The following is an 18,887-nucleotide window of genomic DNA, read 5'->3' on the forward strand; positions in this document are numbered from 1 at the left end:
TGAAGGAGTCCTTGTCACCCCGGCGCATTGAGGTCCTCGTGCCCATGCGCTGGGGTGACATGGACGCTTACGGACACATCAACAATGTTCAGATTGTCCGCATGCTTGAGGAAGCCCGCATCGCAGCCTTCGGGCCACCCCGCGGGGCGGGCCTCCCCGGCATCGAGCCTCCGGCCGCCCTCTTCAACGACGTTGAGGAGGGCACCATGACCCTCGTGGTGGAACACAAGGTCCGGTACGTCCGGACGCTGGAATACCGCAACATCCCGGCAGTCGTAGAGATCTGGGTTGGTGCCGTCAAGGGTGCGAGCTTCGACCTCCACTACGTCATCAAGGATCCGGTCACCCGGGAGGACTGCGTCAAAGCCACCACCCACCTTGCTTTCGTCGCCGAGGCCACCGGGCGGGTGCTCAGGCTCACCCCGGAACAAAAGGAAAAGCTCGGGCGCTACCAAGCCTGACGAGTTTTTGTACAGGTGATGCCCTTAAGGAGCCTTCTTAGGGGCATTACCTGTACAAAAACTCCGCGTAGAGTTTCAGCATGAAACTTGAAATTGCCGTGGTCAGCGCTGCGGGAGCAGGCACGGCCGCTGCCGAGGGAGCCAACCGCGTTGAATTGTGCAGCAGCCTGGAACTTGGTGGCATCACGCCCAGCCAAGGACTCATGGAAGCCAGCATGGAACACGTCGACGGCCGCCTCGAGATCCACCCGCTGATTCGTCCCAGGCCCGGCGATTTCCGGTACTCAGCATCGGAAGTGGACACGATGGTCCACGAGATACGGCACCTTTTTGCCCAGGGCGCGCACGGCGTGGTGGTCGGGGCTCTCACTCCGTCCGGCGAAGTGGACGTAAAAGCGGTTCGGCGCATGGTGGACGCAACAAAAATGGCCAACCCCGAGGCCCAGCTGACCTTCCATCGCGCGATTGACCAATCCCGGGATCCGTTCGCCGCCCTTGATCACTTGCTGGATCTTGGCTTTACACGGGTCCTTACATCCGGGCACCAGGCCACCGCAGGGGCAGGATTGCAGACCTTGGCCGCCATGGTGGAAAGGGTCGGCGGCGGCTTGGAGATCATGGCCGGCGGGGGATTGTCCTTGGAGGACATCCCCGCGATGCATGCAGCAGGCTTGTCCGCCGTTCACTTGTCCGCCAAAAAGACTGTCTCCACCCTCGGGGTTGGGGCGATTTCGCTTGGAGCCCAAGACGGTAATGATCCCACTGCGTACACCGTCACCGACCGCGAAATTGTCCGGGCCGCCAAGGCGAAGGTCAACGCGCTGAACCTGGCAGCCACGAAGTAAGCCTGCCTGCCTGGCTGTCTGCCTGACTTGGAGGCTGACGTCCAGTGCCCTCGGGCAGAAATGCCAGTGAGTACGCATCGTAATGACCCTTTACGGTTCTGCGGTATCCCGGGATGATGTAAGGATTCACCAACTCGGTGACACCCCCGGAAGCTACCTTCAGGAGTCCCAGCGATGCCGCTGCCCTCGCCGGTTTCACCGGCCGTTATTTCCCCTCCAACAACCGACAGAAAAAGCAACCTGACCGAGGGCCACCCGGAGGTGGAATGCGGCATCGGGACGTGGGACAAACTGCTCTACGGAAACCACCGGTTCGTGGTGGAAGTAGTGAAAGTGGTGGAGAACGGTGGCCAGGCAGACCGGGCTTGCCGGGTGGTGCTGCCCTGGCGCCGGCAGGACAAGGATCCGGCAGCTGTGGATGTCATCGTTGTCTCGGAAAGGACCGGAACGAGAGTCCGCAACGTCGTCGTGGAAGAGGCAACCCGGGAGTCGGGAACCCTGGTTTTCGAAGCCATCGATGGTCAAGGGACCTACTTTGTCTATTACCTGCCCTACGCCATGCTGGGGAAACCCCACTATCCGCAGGCGCAGTACCTCCCGCAGCGTCCGGCCGCAGACCCGGCGTGGGCTGCCGGCGTCGTGCGTTCTCCGTGGGCGCGGGCGGCAGAAGCGGAGCTGCCGGACGCTGCACCACCCCAGGCGGTAGTTCTCCGTTATGAGGCCGCCAGCGAGCGGGATTCCTTCGCGCCGATGAACTTCACGGCCCGCAGCGACGAACTGGAGACCTTCCACCGGAGCCATGCAGGCGAGGCGTTCCTGGTGTTTCCCGAGGACCACCTGAATCCCGTCTCGATGCACAGGGACCTTCCGGCGCACTGGGTGATCAACGGACCGAAGCGAACCTTCCACGCGAATGCCCAGCCCGGGGAGGATTACGTGGTCCAGCTTGGGTTGTATGCGCAGGAAGACCTCCAAGGCGTCTCCGTCCACGTGACCTCACCGGCCGGCGGGCACTGCATCAACACCAGCGGCGTGGACCGTCGTGGCGGGCCATGGCAGCGGAGTCTGGCCATTCCGGCGGGGAAGGTGAAGGCCCTGTACGTGATCGTTCCCGTCCCCCTGGAGAGTGCAGGAACCACGGTGGAAGCGGCGGTTACCATCACGGCTGCGGGCCAAACGGCGCGGGGGATTGACGTCAGGCTGGACGTGGCTGCTGACGTAGACGCAGACCCGTCGGTTGCCGCCGGTGGTTTTGGCGATCCGCGTCTCCTGCGGCGGCTGGCCTGGTTGGATTCACGGGTGGCGCAGGACTGCGAGCTCGTCAGCCCCTTCACCGCCGTCACGCTGGACGAACACACCAGGACGTTGGGAATTCTGGGCAGGTCGCTTCGGCTGACCGAGTCGGGGCTCCCGGCGCAGGTGACGTCCACTTTCACCGCCGCCGTTACCGCAACCGATGGTCCCGCCGTCGAACTTTTCAGCGCTCCGATGGGTCTGGCCATTGGCGGCATCGACTGGAGCTATTCACCGCTCACCTTCAGGGAAGAGGGCCGGGGGAGAGTCTCGTGGCGCTGTCACTGGTTGGGTCGGGTTCGTGGCGAGGCTGCTGTATCGCTGGAGTTGCGCGGCGCTCTCGACGCCGATGGGGCAGTTTCGTACACGCTGCGGCTCAGCCCGGAGCGGACCCTGGACGTGCCCGACGTCGGCCTGCAGCTTGGCTTCATTGAAGCTGCGGCGCCGCTCGCCATGGGTTTGGGCGTCCCGGGTGGGCGTCGCCCGGAAAGCCTGGACTGGACATGGGACGTGGCGGACAAGAACCAGGATGCGCTCTGGTTGGGAGGCGTCAACGCCGGGGTTCAATTGGCCCTGCGGGATGACGGGTATGAGCGGCCCCTCAACACCAACTTTTACCGGGAGAAGCCGCTGGCTGAACCAATCTCGTGGGCCAACCGGCAGCCCGATGACGGGAAGGGCGAGGTGGTGCGAGGTGGGGTTAGGGTGCGGACTGCTGGAAGCACAGTGACGGTGCACGCCTTCAGCGGCGCCCGGACGCTCAATGCGGGTGAGCCATTGCACTTCGATTTCCGGCTGCTGCTGACGCCCTTCAAACCGATCGAGCCCGGGAAACACCTGTCCAAGCGTTACTTCCACCAGCCCGCCGACCCAGCGGACATCAAGGCGGCCGGCGCCACCGTGGTCAACGTCCACCACGCCACGGCCCCTGCGCCCTATATTAATGACCCCCTGCTGACCCAGGACGCGCTGCGAGAGTACGTGGCTGAGTGCCATCGGCATGGCCTGAAAGCCAAGATCTACAACACGGTCCGCGAGCTCACGTTCCGCAGCCCGGAGCTGCTGCCGTTGTTGCAGTTGGACCACGAGATCTTCAGCGATGGTCCTGGTGCCGGACACATCTGGCTCCAGGAACATGCAGTGAGCGAATACGTCTCCGCGTGGTTCGCGCCGAACGTTGAAGACATCGCGGTGGTGACCACGGGCGAATCGCGGTGGGAGAACTTCTACGTGCGGAGCCTGGCGGAATTGGCCAAGGGTGAGGACGGGATCGACGGTATCTACCTGGACGATATCGCGTACGATCGGCACGCCATGCTGCGTGTCCGGAAGGTCCTTGAGCGGGCTTGCGAGGCGCGCGGCGTGGACGGCCCGGAGATCGACCTCCACTCGGCCAACCAGTTCACAGCCCACGACGGATACGCGTCATCGGCCAACCTGTACATGGAGCAGCTGCCCTATGTGGACAGGCTCTGGCTGGGGGAGTACTTCGACTACGACACTACCGATCCAGACTATTGGCTGGTGGAACTGTCCGGCATTCCGTTCGGTCTCATGGGCGAGATGTTGGAGGGTGGCGGCAACCCGTGGCGCGGCATGGTGTTCGGCATGACCGGCAGGGCGCCCGCCGTCGATAACCGGCCGCTCTGGGAGTTCTGGGCAGCCAACGGCCTGGAACGGGCCGCGATGCAAGGGTTCTGGGACCCCCAGGGACCAGTCAAGACAAGCCACCCCGGAATCCTGGCCACCACGTGGCTCACGGACCAAGGGCTGGTGGTGGCGCTGGCTTCCTGGGCCGAGCACACTGAGCAAGTGACGTTGACTTTCGACGACGCTGCCGTCACCAAGGACACCGTAGTAAAAGCTCCGGCGATCCGCGGCTTCCAGTCCGCCGCCAGCTACTCACCGGACGATGCCATCACCATTGAGCCGCAGCGCGGCCTCCTTCTCACGATCGGATACTGACGTGGCAGACACAGCAACCTCCACCCTCACCGTCACCACCATTTCCCTGACCATGGCCGAGCTCGGCCCGCTCAACCCTTTGCCCGTGGTGGCTGCCGAGCTTGACCAGCCCTACACGGTGGGCGAGGGCGTCCCGGAAGATCTGCAGGCCTCGGCCCGCTACGGTGTGGTGCCCAACGTGTACCCGTACCTGATGCAGGACGGCTACAGCCGGGAGGCGGCACCCAAGGAAATGCCCGCCGTCGTGCTGGAAAACAGCAAGCTCAAGGTGACGGTCATCCCGTCGCTGGGCGGCCGAATCTGGGAACTCTTCGACAAAGCGACCGGCAAGCAGCTCCTCCACACCCACGACGCCCCACAGCTGGCCAACATCGCGCTGCGCAAGGCATGGTTCGCGGGCGGACTGGAGTGGAACATCGGGACCCGCGGGCACTCGCCCACCAGCTGCGATCCCCTGCACACTGCGGTTGTCCATACCCCGGATGGCAGGCAAATCCTGCGGATGTGGGAGTTCGAACGGCTGAGGGAAGTGGTGTTCCAAGTGGACATCTGGCTCCCCGCGGAATCGCCCGTGGTGTTCGCTGCGGTGCGGATCCGGAACCCTAATGACCACGACGTTCCGATGTACTGGTGGAGCAACGCCGCCATCCCGGAGACGGACCGCACCCGCGTGATCGCCCCGGCGGACGAAGCTTACGGCAGCGACTACACCACGGACATCACCCGCGTCCGCCCCACCAAACACGAAGGCTATGACGGCACGTGGCCGGTCAACAGCCCGCACGCGGCGGACTTCTTCTTCGACATCGACCCTTCCGAGCGGCGCTGGGTTGTGGCAGCGGACGACGACGGCGACGGGCTGGCGATGCTCTCAACGGGGCTTCTGCGGGGCAAGAAGCTGTTCGTATGGGGCCAGGGACAGGGCGGCAAACGGTGGCAGGAGTGGCTGAGCCCCGGAGCCGGGCCGTATGCCGAGATCCAGGCGGGCTTGGCGCAGACGCAGTTCGAGCACCTGGTGATGCCAGCCGGCGCAGCATGGGCGTGGGTGGAGGCCTACGGTAACGGGCATCTGAATTCGGAGACCTCGCACGGTGATGATTGGGCCGCCGCGGTGGCGCACGCCGGCGAACGCTTGGAAGAGCTTCTGCCGCACGAAGAACTCGAGGCGATGCTTCCCGCAGCCATCGCCGACGCCGACGTCCCGCCGTCGACATTGTTGCTCAACGGCAGCGGATGGGGAGTGGTGGAGCGGGCCCGGCGGCAGAAGAGCGGCAGGGGCTGGGTGGACGAAAGCGGAACGCCGTTTGCGGACGGGAGCATCACGGGGGAGCAGGAACCGTGGCTTGGGCTACTGCAGGGAAAAGCGTTCGACGGCGCGCCCAGTTTTGTTACGGGGGCAGATTGGGAAGCATTGCTCGTGGCGCAGGACAGCCCTGAGGCGACCTTCCAACTGGCCACCATGCGGCACGCCCGGCAGGATCTGGAGGGTGCGAAGGAGCTGTACCGGGACGTGTTGTCCAATGAAGAGGCTTCTGCCGGTGTCAAGGCGCTCGCACACCGCGGACTGGGCTTGGCGCTGCTCGCCGCCGGACAGGACACCGCTGGACTCGCTGAGCTCCGGAAGGGCGTGGAGACTGACTCTTCAAACGCAGCTTTGCTGACAGAAGCCGTGACTCTCAGCATCCGGCACGGGGACCCAGCCATGGCGCTGGAACTGAACGACACGGCACCCAAGGAGGGTGCCGGCGTCGGACGTTTGAGGTTCCTCAGGGCGCTGGCGCTCGCAAGAACCGGAAACCCCGGTGCGGCAGCCGCGATCCTGCGAGAGGGCGTCGAGATTCCGGACCTTCGCGAGGGCGAGGACGCCATCGCTGCGCTGTGGGAAGAAATCTGCCCGAACGAGGCAGTGCCTGCCGCATACCAATTCGGGATGCATTAGTCCCTTCGAAGGATAAAAAGTCCCGGGGATAGTGGGTTCCAGTGGGAATGCGCTATCCCCGGCGGCCGGGTGGCAGACGTTGGGTGGACAGCAAAAATCACCACTTGACGGGTGACGTGGGTCACTGTATGTTTACGTAAACCTCTTCTATGTTCACGTAAACATGAACGGATTGGATTTAAGACAATGTTGTCGAGCTCGCACGCATCGTCGCGTCATCGTTTGGTCGCGGCCTTAGCTGCTTCAACCCTCGCCCTAGGCGCCCTTCCCCTGCTGGCCTCGCCGGCATCCGCCGCTGAGGACCTTGTCCTCACCCCCAACCCGGCCCAGGCAGGCCCGTCGTTCAAAGGCTGGGGCACCAGCCTCGTCTGGATGGCCAACGCCACCGGACAGTATCCGGAAGCCATCCGGAACGATCTGATCGACAAGGTCTTCGGTGACGACGGCCTGAACCTCAACATCGCCCGCTATAACGTTGGCGGTGGCAACGCCACGGATATCCCTGACTACCTTCGTCCCGGCGGAGCTGTTCCCGGCTGGTGGAACCCGAATGCCGGCCTCTCCGACCAGGATGGGCCGATCACCACCAACTACGCTGACCGGGACCGTTTCCTGGCCGCCTGGACCGGCGAGAACGCCTCGGACTACAACCTCGACGCCGATGCTTCCCAGCGTGCCTGGATCGCGGCTATCAAGGACAAAGTGACCACCTGGGAGGCCTTCAGCAACTCGCCGCCCTACTTCATGACCGAAAGCGGCTACGTCAGCGGTGGTACAGACCCTAACGCCGACCAGATCAAGCCCGCAGCCATCGGTAAGTTCGTCAACTACGTCAAAAAGGCGGCTGAGCACGTCGAAGAAACTGAAGGCATCAGCTTCGACACGATCAACCCCCTCAACGAGCCCAACACGAATTACTGGAAGACCACCTTCGGCGGCAACGGCCTGCCAAATGGAGGAGGCCAGGAGGGTGCCCACGCAGGCCCCGCACTGCAATCCCAGGTGCTGACCGCCATGGCTGCCGAGCTCGCCGAGCCTGGCACCACCACCGAGGCCAAGGTCTCCGGTCCGGATGAGACCTCCCCGAGCCGCTTCCTGGAAGATTGGAACGGCTGGACTCCGGAAACCAAAGAGGCCGTCAGCCAGCTGAACGTCCACACCTACTCCACCGGCGACCGCCTCGCGGTTCGCGACATCGCCAAGGCAACGGACAAGCCGCTGTCCATGAGCGAAGTCGAAGGCAACTGGGGCGGTGACTCCTGGAATCCGGAGAGCATCGAAAACGGTTTGGGTATGGCCACGCGCATCACCGATGACCTCCGCGAGCTCGATCCTGAGTCCTGGGTGCTGTGGCAGCCGGTCGAAGACCTCTACAACATGGAACTGGGCGAGAAGAAGAACTGGGGATCCGTCTTCATCGACTTCGACTGCAATGCCGATGGCGACTCCGTGCGGCGTTTGGCCGCAGGCGCCGCAGATCCTTCGTGCCGCACCACGGTGAACTCGAAGTACAACACCATCCGCAACTTCACCCACTACATCGCCCCGGGTGACCGGATCATTCCCACCAGCGACGGCAAGACCACATCTGCGCTGAAGGCCGATGGTTCCGGTCTGTCGATGGTGCACACCAACGATTCCGATCAGGCCAAGACCATCAAGGTGGACTTGTCCAAGTTCGCAACGATCGCTGCCGGTGCCACGGTTACTCCAGTGGTCACCACCCAGTCCCTATCCGGTGATCCGACGGCCAACGCGCTTGTCAGCGGTACCGCCGTCGCCATCGACGCCGGAACGCGCTCGGCGACGCTGACCGTTCCTGCCAAGTCCGTCACCACCTTCGTGGTGAACGGGGCATCCGGCGTCGCAGCGGATGCGCCGGCGGTACAGGATGGACAGTCCTACAGCTTCGTCGGAGTTCAGAGTGGCCGTGCAGTTACGGCATCGGAGGGCTCACCGAAAACCGTGCTCAGCGATTCGGTCGCCGGTGGAAACCAGGTATGGAAAGCAACCCTCATCGCTGATGAAGACGGCACCACCCGTGACCGTTTTGTCCTGAGGCTCGCTGATGGCCGTGCATTGGCAGCCGATGCCAACGGCACTACGCTGCGCACCATCACTGACGAAGAAGCACGCACGGACAGCTCGGCCCAGTGGCTGTTCAGCACCACGGACGGTACCTCGTTCAGCCTTCTGAACGCTGGCGTTCACCAGGTCCTGGACGTCTCAAACCAGTCCACGCACGAAGGTGCTTGGATTGGGTTGTGGACCTCCAACGGTGGGGCCAACCAGGCCTTCACCCTGCGGAATGCCAGTGAGGGCACGGGCTACAACAGCTTCCGGCCCGGCCAGGACTGGCGGGATAACAACGGCAACCTGATCCAGGCCCATGGTGGCCAGGTGGTGACGTCCAAGGATTCCGAAGGTAAGACGATCTACTACCTGTACGGGGAGGACCGCACCAATGGTTACCACTCCGCACCGGGTGTGCACGCCTACAGCTCCTACGATCTGTACAACTGGAAGGACGAGGGAGTTGCGCTGAAGACGTTGTCCTCACGCGGGCAAATCGACTCGGATCCGTACTTCCAGAACCTGTACTCGGGCTACACCACGGAGCAGAAGGACGCCGTCTACCGTGACCTCGGAACAGTGCCTGTGAATGGCGAGACCCCGCCGATCCTTGAGCGGCCCAAGGTCATCTACAACGCTGCCACCAACAAGTGGGTCATGTGGGTCCACGCTGACGGGCCGTCGTCGTGGTCTACCGCTCAGTACGCCAAAGCCAACGCAGGCGTAGCAGTTTCTGATTCACCGTTCGGACCGTTCCGGTACATCGACAGCTACCGCCTCCACAAGGCAACGGCCGGCGATCCCACCAACTTCGCTCCGAACAACCCGGGCATGGCCAGGGACATGAACCTCTTTGTGGATGACGATGGCACCGGTTACATCATCTACTCCAGCGAAGAGAACAAGACCATGTTCATCTCCAAGCTCAACGCTGATTACACCTACCTGTCCGCTTCACCGGATACGGCGGTGGAGGGCGTCGACTTCCGGCGGGCCTTTGTCAACCAGTCCCGTGAATCACCGGCCATCATGAAATACCAGGGCCGCTACTTCATCATCTCGTCGGGAACCACTGGTTGGTCGCCGAACCCGTCCCGGTACGGCACGGCCACCAGCATCCTGGGGGAGTGGACTGACATGGGAGATCCGTTCAGCAGCGATGTTTCCTGGAACTCCAACAACTCGCAGCCGTCCTCGGTGATCCCCGTTGATCCAGCGAACGGCAAATTCATCTACATGGGCGACCGCTGGAACGGCGGATCGGATCAGGCCTTGGCTACCGCACCCATGGTGTGGCTGCCTATCCAGATGGGCGAGGGTGGCAAGACGCTGGCGGTGAAGTCCCCGTCCGAGTGGAAACTTGAGGATTTGGACGCCAACTCCGCATGGAACGTCACGGGTGTTCCTGCCAGCCTGGCTGTTGGCGCAACCTTCAGTGTTAACTCCGTGACAGTCACCCAGAACGGGCAAAGCTCCACCCAGCCCGTCACCTGGCAGGTCACCGGCAACACGAACACCGTGGGAGTCATCACCGCTACGGGCACGCTCCCCGGTTTCGGTAACCGGACATTCACCCGGACCATCCCTGTTGTTCCTGACGGTGTCCAGTACGCGGTCAATGCCGGTGGGCAGCAGACGGCCGACTGGACCGCGTTGATGGCAGCAGCGGCCCAGGACGGACCTGTCCTGAACAGCGCGGCGGACCAGCCCTTCGGCGCTGATCCGGCGACGGGCAAGAGCTGGGGTTACGAAAGCCAGGACAGTGGAGTCTCCGGAACCGCGGATGGCAATATCTTCACCACCCTCCGCTACGCCAAGGCTGGGAGGGATCTGAGCTACAAGTTCAACGATCTGGCTCCGGGCACCTACACGGTCTACGCCGGGTACTACGATCCATGGGCCCAGTGGGACGACCGCGGGGCCAAGGTCACCGTCAACGGTGCCGTGGTGGAAGCTGACCATGACTACAGTGGCGACTACCAGTCCGCTGCCTACCAAAACGTGACGGTGGGGACGGATGGCAAGATCACCTTCTCGCTCAGCCCGACACGGGGACCGGATGTGCAGTTGAGCTGGCTGATGATCGCCAACCCGGTCCTCACGGAGACCACCCCGGCGCTGAACGTCACCGCAGCGGCAAGCACCAAGTGTGTTGCCGGCAAGGTCACCGTGACGGCACAACTGACCAATAACGACACCAAGTCAGTCCAGGCCACCTTCACCTCGGCCTACGGAACCAAGACCTTCGCCGAGGTCAAACCCGGTAAGAACGCAGTGCACGCCTTCACCACCCGCGCCGCTTCGGTACCAGCGGGCACCGTAGCCGTTGAAGCCAAGGCCACGGTCAACGGCCAACCGGTATCAGTGACAGCAAACGCCGCCTACAACGCAGCATCCTGCAACTAACCTGACGCTGGTGGCCCGCCTGATTGGCGGGCCACCAGCTTCTCTTACCCCTCTCCATCCGGCAGGTTTGCCGGGCTTAAATGAAAGAAGCATGAAAGTGAACCGACATAAATTTCTGCCCCGTGCTGCCGCCATCACAACTGCCACGGCGTTGTTGCTGGGTGTCGCCGGTATGGCGATGGCTGACCAAAACCACGGCGACCAGGACGTGGACGTGAACGTTGGCATCTCCGAAATCGTGGACGCCGGTGTGCTTGCGATGAGTGTCGCCGGTACCGCCACGACCTTGACCGAAGACGGGTCGACCCCTACGGTGCGGCAGTTCAAAGGAACGTTGCCCACGGTGACTGTCACCGATACCAGGGCTGCCAATGACATCCCGGCGGGTGCCGGTTGGTACGTGTTGGGAACGTCGTCAGACTTTGCCGGGGCGGCAGGTCAGCCGGCCATCAGCGCCTCCCACCTGGGGTGGCAGCCGCAGATTATCGACGGCGGTGAGTCCGGTCAGGTGACCGAAGGCGACCAGGTGGACACGTCGATGGATTCCGGTGCCAATGCCGTAGGCCTGGTGGACCAGGAACTGCTCGCTTTGGCCTTGGATTCAGCGGCGATTGCCTCTGAAGGGCAGTGGACAGCCAATGCTGACTTGTTCCTTCGCACGCCTGCAACGGTGGCCCCTGGCGGCTATTCCGCCAAGCTGACATTGTCCCTGTTCGAGTAGTTGCTGCGGAGGTATGTTCGTCCCATGAGGTCCCCAACCCTCAAGTCGTCCGATGGCGGACTGCTGCGACGCTGCATTACAGCGATGTGCATCATGGTGGCCATGGTCTGTGCAAGTTGCGCTGCTGCAACCGCCAGCCTTGCCACCACCAGTGACAACCCCGTCACATGGGCGGTGACCCCATCGGATGCATCGGGCCCGGATGGCCGCTCGTGGGTGGAACTCGAACTCGATCCAGGGGCCAGCGTCGACGGGCATCTGGCGGTCAGGAACCTCAGCGACAGGGACGTTACGTTTGCCCTCACCGCAGCTGACGGGTACTTCACGCCAACGGGACGCTTCAATATGTTGCCCGCCGACAAACAGTCGGTTGCTGCGGGAACGTGGATCTCCATGGACAAGACGGTCACCGTAGCGGCGGGAGGTACCGCCGTCGTGCCGTTCACGGTGACGGTCCCGGACAACGCGACACCAGGCGATCATGCAGCGGGCATAGCTGCCTCGATCTATTCACAGGGCGGCTCGGACGGGACGCAACTGGGTGTGGAAAGCCGCGTTGGGTTCCGTGTCATGACCCGGGTGAAGGGGGAGGTCAGACCTGCGCTCAGCATGAAGGCAACCGCGAGCTACGATACGTCGTGGAATCCCCTGGAACCAGGATCCGCTGACCTTACCGTTGACCTGGAGAATACGGGCAACGTCCGACTTTCGGTGGATCCCTCCACCATGGTCAATGACGCCCGGTGGCCGGCCTCCGGGACCGAAGAAGCCAGAACTCTCGAATTGCTGCCCGGGGACCGTCGAACCGTCAGCATCCATGTGCCGAGTGTCTGGCCGCTGGGCATCATGACCTTGCCGGTGACCGTTTCGCAAGGGGTGATTGCCCCTGACGGGGCCACCCAATCGCTGGAACCCGTGCAGGAAAGCGTGACGCTATGGGCCATTCCGTGGCCGCAGCTTGCCATCCTTGTTGCCTTGGTACTCCTCTTTGCGGGCCTCTTTTGGGGGCGCAGGCGGCGGAAGAAGGAGCTTGTCCGGCTGGTCGAAGAGGCCCGGGAGGCTGGGCGCCGGGAAGCGGGAACCCCCTGATATCGGGGTGCTTGCCGCGCTCCCGTAAAAGTGCCGGAATGCAGCAAAAATACCCTTGTCAAACCACCGATGTTTACGTAAACTTCTTGCAACTCAATGTTTACGTGAACATTCACAAGAATGTTGATTAGATCCGGCGACTTTATGCCTCCACAGGCCCACACTTGAGCTATCTCACGGTGCGCATGCGGATGTTGGACAGTCTCACGAAGAACCACGATCCAAAGGAGTAATCATGGCTGTAAATCTTGGCCCGTTCCAGGCGGCGGAAGGCGCCGGTCCAGGACGGCGAACCTTCCTCAAAACACTTGGAATCGGCGCCGTAGCCGCCTCCGGCATCCCGTTGCTGTCTGCATGCACGGGTGGTTCCGGTCCTGCCCCTGGTGCTTCATCAAAAAGCCTCACCTTCGGCTCGGGTTCATCGGACGAAGTTCCCCGTGCTGCCTACAAGGCAGTAACGGACGCCTTCACCAAAAAGTCGGGCTTCGACGTGGTGACCAACGTGGTTCCCCACAACGACTTCCAGAACAAGATCAACTCCTACCTGCAGGGCAGCCCGGATGAGTCCTTCACCTGGTTTGCCGGTTACCGCATGCAGTACTACGCAGAGAAGGGCCTCCTGGCTCCCGTCGACGACGTGTGGGAAAAGATCGGCGGCAACTTCTCCGACGCCATCAAGAAGGCGTCCACCGGCCCCGACGGCAAGATGTACTTGGTCCCCAACTACAACTACCCGTGGGGCTTCTTCTACCGGAAGAGCTTCTGGGCGGAAAAGGGCTACTCAGTTCCCGCTACCTTCGATGAGCTGACCACGCTCGCTGCCAAGATGAAGGCCGATGGCATCATTCCGATCGGCTTTGCCGACAAGGACGGCTGGCCCGCCATGGGCACTTTCGACTACATCAACATGCGCCTCAACGGGTACCAGTTCCACATCGACCTGACCGCGCACAAGGAGAGCTGGGACCAGAAGAAGGTCAGCGACGTCTTCGATACCTGGAAAGCACTCCTGCCGTTCCAGGACCCCGCAGCACTGGGGCAGACCTGGCAGGACGCAGCCAAAGCCCTCGAGGCCAAGAAGACCGGCATGTATCTCCTGGGCTCATTCGTGACGCAGCAGTTCACGGATCCCGCAGTACTGGCGGACATCGACTTCTTCCCGTTCCCTGAGATCGCCATGGAGGGAACTGACGCTGTTGAAGCTCCGATCGATGGCCTGCTGCTGTCGAAGAAGGGTGGAGAGAACCAGGCTGCCCGCGACTACCTTGCCTTCATGGGAACCCCGGAGGGCCAGGACGCTTACGCGGCCGTAGATACTTCCAACATCGCGACGGCCAAGGGCGCTGACACGTCCAAGTACTCTGCCCTGAACAAGAAGTGTGCGGACACCATCGCGAACGCGAAGTACATCAGCCAGTTCCTGGACCGCGATGCGTTGCCGGCCATGGCCAACAACGTCATGATTCCGGCTCTTCAGTCCTTCATTAAGGATGGAAGCGTCGACGTGAAGAACCTGGAAGCGCAGGCAAAGTCGCTCTACGCGGCCCAATAGCGCAGGACTGCCTTGGCCATACGGTTGCTGGTCAACCGGCCAGGCTTCCCGAGCAAGGGTCGGCCGCGGGTCACACCGCGGCCGGCCCCTGTGCGACGAATACCAAAGGAATTCCCATGAGTACCACAGCCGAAAAACCGGCCTCCCCGAACAGTGGGCCCACTGCAGGCGGCGCCCAACGCGGGACAGCACACGCCTCGCCGGCAACAGCCGGAAGAACGCGCAAGAAATCCAGGAAGGTTCGCCGCCTGAGTCGCAGGGACAAAATCGTCCTTGGCATCATGGTGGGCCTTCCAACGCTCATTCAGCTGCTGTTCGTTTGGTTGCCCACCCTGGCCTCTATTGGACTGAGCTTCACCCGATGGAACGGGCTGGACTTGGCCGACATCAAGTCTGCCGGGACGGAAAACTATGAGTTCATCAGCCAGAACTACCCACCGTTCTGGCCGGCCATGCAGCACAACGTGCTGTGGCTGGCTTTCCTGGCCCTGATTGCAACGCCGCTGGGCCTTCTGCTCGCTGTGCTCCTGGACCAGAAGATCCGGGGAAGCAAGATCTACCAGAGCATCTTCTTCACGCCCGTCATGCTCTCCCTGGCATTGATCGGTATCATCTGGCAGCTCTTCTACAACCGCGACAGCGGTCTGCTGAACTTCCTGCTCGGTACGGCCGGCACGCCCCAGGCAGTGGACTGGTTCGGCGACTCGAACGTCAACATCTGGGCCGCCATGATCGCAGCTACGTGGCGCCACGCAGGCTACGTCATGATCCTCTACTTGGCTGGCCTGAAGGGTGTGGACCCTGCCCTCAGGGAAGCAGCGTCGATTGACGGCGCCAATGCTGTCCAGACCTTCTTCCGCGTTGTCTTCCCCGCCATGCGCCCGGTCAACATCGTGATCGTGGTCATCACCATCATTGAGTCCCTCCGCGCCTTTGACATTGTCTATGTCATCAACCGCGGCACCAACGGGCTTGAACTGCTCAGCGCCTTGGTGATCCAAAACCTGATCGGTGAAGGACAGGTGATCGGCGTCGGTTCAGCATTGGCCGTGGTACTGCTGGTGATTTCCCTGGTGCCGATTGTCTTCTACCTCATCCGCACCTTCGGCAAGGAGAAAGAGGCATGAGCACCATCGCCCGTACCCTTCCTGTCCAGACCGGCAGGACCGGCAAGACCGGCAAACGCCACTATGGCACTCACATCTTCCTCATCGTCATGGCCGCCATCTGGTTGGTGCCGCTGGTCTGGTCGCTCTATACGGCGCTCCGTCCCAAAGAGGACACCGACAAATACGGCTACTTCAGCTTCGGCGGCAGCTTCGGCTTCGAGAACTTCGTCCAGGCCTGGAACCAGGGAGGATTCTCGAAGTACTTCCTGAACTCAGTCCTGATCACGGTTCCCACCGTCCTGCTGACGCTTCTCTTCGCGTCCATGATGGCTTTTGCAGTATCGCGGGTGAGCTGGAAGTTCAACATCACGCTGCTGATCATGTTCACCGCCGGCAACCTCCTGCCACCGCAGGTCCTTGCAGCACCGCTGTTTGAGATGTTCAAGCATGTTTCCCTGCCGTACTCCATCAGCGACTCCGGTAACCTGCTCAATACCTACATAGCCGTCATCATCGTGGACACTGCTTTCCAGATTGGCTTCTGCACCTTTGTGCTCTCCAATTACATGAAAGCCCTGCCGCAAGACCTGACGGAAGCTGCGTTGGTGGATGGCGCTGGAATCTGGCGGCAGTACTGGAACATCATCATGCCACTCTGCCGTCCGGCACTCGCGGCTTTGGGCACGCTGCAAGTCATCTTCATCTACAACGACTTCTTCTGGCCCTTGCTGTTTATCCAGAGCGGTGACAGGCTCCCGATCACCACCGCCATCAATAACCTCCAGGGCCAGTTCCTGAGCAACTACAACCTGATCGCGGCTGGTGCCATGATCACCTTGATTCCCACCATGATCATCTACCTTGTCCTGCAACGACAGTTCGTGGCAGGGCTTACCCTGGGCGCAAGCAAGGGGTAGCAGTCCAACGGCGTAGCTGCGGAGGAGGGTTACCCCTTGTCCGCAGCTACGCGCTTTTTCCGCGCAGACGGCGGCCGGGCTCCCTCAGGGGGAGCTGCAGTGCTCTTGCGCACCACCATGCTGGTAGGCACGGTGGTGAAATCGTCCACCGAACCGGTGCCGGCAATCTGCTGAAGCAGGTTTTCGATGCTGAGTCGGCCCACGGCGTAGAAATCCTGGTGGATTGTTGTCAGTGGCGGCCAGAAGGACGTGGACTCGTCCAGGTCGTCGAATCCAACAATGCTGACATCTTCGGGAATGCGGCGACCCTGTTCATGCAGGGCACGCATCGCTCCCAAGGCCATTTGGTCGTTGGCGGCAAAAATGGCGGTGACATCCGGGTTGCCCGCAAGCTCCAGACCGATTTGGTAGCCGGATTCGGTGGACCAGTCGCCATGGGGGACCGAAGGGGCCTCAATACCGGCGTCCTTGAGCGTCCGCCTCCATGATTCTTCCCGGTGCGTCGCCGAGAAGGACGTGGTGGGTCCACCGATATGCCACACCTGTTGGTGGCCAAGGTCCAGAAGGTGCTGGGTAGCAAAGCGTGCACCCTGTGCCTGGTCAGTGTCCACCATGGGGTAGCCAAAACCGGCGTTGGAATCGATGACCACGGCCGGGAGGTCCTCAGGAAGCGTTATGTCAGCGTCATCCAAAAGGTGGGCTTCGAAGATGACAACCACACCGTCGACCTGCTGCTCCCGCAGTCTTTCGTAGGCCCCGGACACGGTTCCGGTGGTGGGGTCCTGCACGGGGATGAGCGTCACTGAATAGCCAGCCTGCGAGGCAGCCGTGGCGATGGCGTCCAAGGTTCGCATGTTGCCGAAGCTGGAGAGGGTGAACATGATGACACCGATGGATTTGAACTGGCCGCTCTTGAGCGCACGTGCGGCCCTGTTGGGCCGGTAGCCAAGTTCCTTCATGGCGTCGAGAACCCTGTTCTTAGTGGATTCTTCGACATTGGTGAGTCCGTTGGAAACCCGGGAAACGGTTTGGGCGGAGACGCCTGCGGCCTTTGCCACGTCCCCGATGGACGGCCCCCTGGTGGCGCGCTTTTTGGCCGCGAGCTTCCGGGACTCCTTGGACGGTCCCGCCGGAGTCCCGATGCTTGTGTTCTCCTGATCCATGTTCACCTAAACAAAGGTACTGTCACTTTCAGTCCCGTTTGCGTAGATATTTCCAAGTGTTGCCGAAAGGCTTCCAGTGCCGGAACGGCCGGGAGCTCGGCGCTGGCGGAAGAAAGGGGTTGTCTAAAGCGATGCGGATACATCGAGCTGACGGCGCGCTTCGTCAAGTGTCTCGAGGATGGAGATGGTCTCGTCCAGAGTATGGATGGGCGATTCTGTACGGCCTTCGCCAACGAATCGTGCCAATGCCGTCGCTTCCCAAGACAGCCCGGCCATGGACGTCACCCCGGTCGTATCGTTCCACACCATTGCGTCACCATCATTGCCCGCGAGGCGGAAAGTGGTCGGCATGTAGAAGGAACCATCCATCTCGATTCTCGCTTGTGTGCCGGAGATGACTGCGGTGGACGGAGTGCGGACGGCAAGACTGGTGGTGAGAGTGGATTGGACGTCACGCCCATGGCCAAGCACAAGAGTGGAGAAGGCGTCGACGCCGGTATCGAGTAGACCGCCGATCGCCGTGATCGATTGTGGCGCACCCAGGACCATCGAATCCAGTTGTACGGGGTAGATGCCGAGGTCGAGCAGTGCCCCTCCGCCCAGTTCGCGGCGGTGAAGGCGATGATCCGGGTAGCCAGGAATGGCCTGGCCGTGATCGGCGACCACAGAACGGACGTCCCCGAGGAACCCGTCGTTGACCAGAGTGCGCACCACGGAGGTCTGCGGTAGGTAGCGGCTCCACAGCGCCTCCATCAGCAGCACTCCGGCGTTTCGAGCCGCCGCGGCCAGCGCGCGGGCTTCGTCGGCAGTGGTCGCCATCGGCTTCTCGATCAAAGTGTGCTTTCCGGCAGCGATAGACAGGCGCCCGAGCGTTAAGTGCTCACTTTGCGGCGCAGCTATATAGACCACGTCAACCTCGGGGTCGGCGACGAGCTGCTCGTACGAGTCGTACGCCCTTGCAATGCTGTGCTGCGCTGAGAACGATCGCGCACGGTCAGCAGACCGGGAGCCGACGGCGACGAATCGTTGGTCAGTGTGCTCGTGCATGGCAGACACGAAAAGGTCCGCTATCCATCCAGGCGCCAGCAGCCCCCAACGCAACGCCGGGACGTCTTTGCCCGGGGAGAAGAGTTCAGGCTCGGGAAACGTGGTCGGAAACATTGGTGGATTATTCCTTCATTCTGCGCCTTGGTGCGCATCGAAACTTATGGGGGCAGGCAACGGACTTGGGGAAAGCGCAGCGGTGGAGAAGGAAGCGGCCGGTGCCACCGGTACAAGAATCTTCGGAACGATCCACCCTAAGGATTGCACCATTATTAAACAATAGCTACCAAAATAGAACATTTTACGCGGG

12 protein-coding genes are annotated in these 18,887 nt (G+C 62.0%); 10 read left to right on the forward strand and 2 right to left on the reverse strand.

All coding sequences use genetic code 11. The features are described from left to right. Positions 1–44: 44 nt before the first annotated feature. The 10 genes from N7568_RS04410 to N7568_RS04455 all read left to right on the forward strand — a co-directional run bounded on the left by N7568_RS04410 (position 45) and on the right by N7568_RS04455 (position 16,370). Entirely contained in the window at positions 45–461 is a 417-nt protein-coding gene (locus tag N7568_RS04410) for an acyl-CoA thioesterase (RefSeq protein ID WP_261609025.1), read from the forward strand. Positions 462–541: 80 nt separating this feature from the next. Then, complete coding sequence (locus N7568_RS04415) at positions 542–1,306, forward strand: copper homeostasis protein CutC (RefSeq protein WP_261608688.1); 765 nt, start codon at positions 542–544, stop codon at positions 1,304–1,306. 174 nt (positions 1,307–1,480) lie between these two features. Continuing rightward, complete coding sequence (locus N7568_RS04420) at positions 1,481–4,564, forward strand: glycoside hydrolase domain-containing protein (protein ID WP_261608689.1); 3,084 nt, start codon at positions 1,481–1,483, stop codon at positions 4,562–4,564. A 1-nt stretch (position 4,565) separates the two neighbouring features. Next, positions 4,566–6,503, forward strand: a complete 1,938-nt coding sequence (locus N7568_RS04425) for a DUF5107 domain-containing protein (RefSeq protein ID WP_261608690.1) — start codon at positions 4,566–4,568, stop codon at positions 6,501–6,503. 186 nt (positions 6,504–6,689) lie between these two features. Next, positions 6,690–10,982: a family 43 glycosylhydrolase gene (locus N7568_RS04430; protein ID WP_261608691.1), complete on the forward strand. Its 4,293-nt coding sequence runs from the start codon at positions 6,690–6,692 to the stop codon at positions 10,980–10,982. Positions 10,983–11,073: 91 nt separating this feature from the next. Further along, complete coding sequence (locus N7568_RS04435; RefSeq protein ID WP_261608692.1) at positions 11,074–11,703, forward strand: hypothetical protein; 630 nt, start codon at positions 11,074–11,076, stop codon at positions 11,701–11,703. 24 nt (positions 11,704–11,727) lie between these two features. Further along, positions 11,728–12,792 carry a COG1470 family protein gene (locus N7568_RS04440; RefSeq protein ID WP_261608693.1) on the forward strand — a complete coding sequence of 355 codons (1,065 nt, stop codon included), beginning with the start codon at positions 11,728–11,730 and terminating at the stop codon, positions 12,790–12,792. Positions 12,793–13,027: 235 nt separating this feature from the next. After that, positions 13,028–14,344, forward strand: coding sequence for an ABC transporter substrate-binding protein (locus N7568_RS04445; protein WP_089593958.1), 1,317 nt, complete (start codon positions 13,028–13,030; stop codon positions 14,342–14,344). Between the two features lie 116 nt (positions 14,345–14,460). Continuing rightward, positions 14,461–15,471: a carbohydrate ABC transporter permease gene (locus N7568_RS04450; RefSeq protein WP_261608694.1), complete on the forward strand. Its 1,011-nt coding sequence runs from the start codon at positions 14,461–14,463 to the stop codon at positions 15,469–15,471. Beyond that, complete coding sequence (locus N7568_RS04455; RefSeq protein WP_091465792.1) at positions 15,468–16,370, forward strand: carbohydrate ABC transporter permease; 903 nt, start codon at positions 15,468–15,470, stop codon at positions 16,368–16,370. Before N7568_RS04450 ends, N7568_RS04455 begins: the two co-directional genes overlap by 4 nt. A 29-nt stretch (positions 16,371–16,399) precedes the next feature. Here the strand turns inward: N7568_RS04455 and N7568_RS04460 are convergent, their stop codons facing one another. After that, complete coding sequence (locus tag N7568_RS04460) at positions 16,400–17,533, reverse strand: LacI family DNA-binding transcriptional regulator (protein ID WP_261608695.1); 1,134 nt, start codon at positions 17,531–17,533, stop codon at positions 16,400–16,402. A gap of 123 nt (positions 17,534–17,656) precedes the next feature. Further along, positions 17,657–18,694, reverse strand: a complete 1,038-nt coding sequence (locus N7568_RS04465; protein ID WP_231341683.1) for a Gfo/Idh/MocA family protein — start codon at positions 18,692–18,694, stop codon at positions 17,657–17,659. Between the last annotated feature and the right edge of the window lie 193 nt (positions 18,695–18,887).

The sequence above is a fragment of the Paenarthrobacter aurescens genome, assembly GCF_025421775.1.
Lineage (GTDB): Bacteria > Actinomycetota > Actinomycetes > Actinomycetales > Micrococcaceae > Arthrobacter > Arthrobacter aurescens_B.

What these genes read in the sequence shown, in the direction of transcription:
- N7568_RS04450 (WP_261608694.1), top strand. Translation starts at nt 14,461, where the DNA reads ATGAGTACCACAGCCGAAAAACCGGCCTCCCCGAACAGTGGGCCCACT.
- N7568_RS04455 (WP_091465792.1), top strand. Translation starts at nt 15,468, where the DNA reads ATGAGCACCATCGCCCGTACCCTTCCTGTCCAGACCGGCAGGACCGGC.
- N7568_RS04415 (WP_261608688.1), top strand. Translation starts at nt 542, where the DNA reads ATGAAACTTGAAATTGCCGTGGTCAGCGCTGCGGGAGCAGGCACGGCC.
- N7568_RS04445 (WP_089593958.1), top strand. Translation starts at nt 13,028, where the DNA reads ATGGCTGTAAATCTTGGCCCGTTCCAGGCGGCGGAAGGCGCCGGTCCA.
- N7568_RS04460 (WP_261608695.1), bottom strand. Translation starts at nt 17,533, where the DNA reads ATGGATCAGGAGAACACAAGCATCGGGACTCCGGCGGGACCGTCCAAG.
- N7568_RS04465 (WP_231341683.1), bottom strand. Translation starts at nt 18,694, where the DNA reads ATGTTTCCGACCACGTTTCCCGAGCCTGAACTCTTCTCCCCGGGCAAA.
- N7568_RS04440 (WP_261608693.1), top strand. Translation starts at nt 11,728, where the DNA reads ATGAGGTCCCCAACCCTCAAGTCGTCCGATGGCGGACTGCTGCGACGC.
- N7568_RS04430 (WP_261608691.1), top strand. Translation starts at nt 6,690, where the DNA reads ATGTTGTCGAGCTCGCACGCATCGTCGCGTCATCGTTTGGTCGCGGCC.
- N7568_RS04410 (WP_261609025.1), top strand. Translation starts at nt 45, where the DNA reads ATGCGCTGGGGTGACATGGACGCTTACGGACACATCAACAATGTTCAG.
- N7568_RS04420 (WP_261608689.1), top strand. Translation starts at nt 1,481, where the DNA reads ATGCCGCTGCCCTCGCCGGTTTCACCGGCCGTTATTTCCCCTCCAACA.
- N7568_RS04435 (WP_261608692.1), top strand. Translation starts at nt 11,074, where the DNA reads ATGAAAGTGAACCGACATAAATTTCTGCCCCGTGCTGCCGCCATCACA.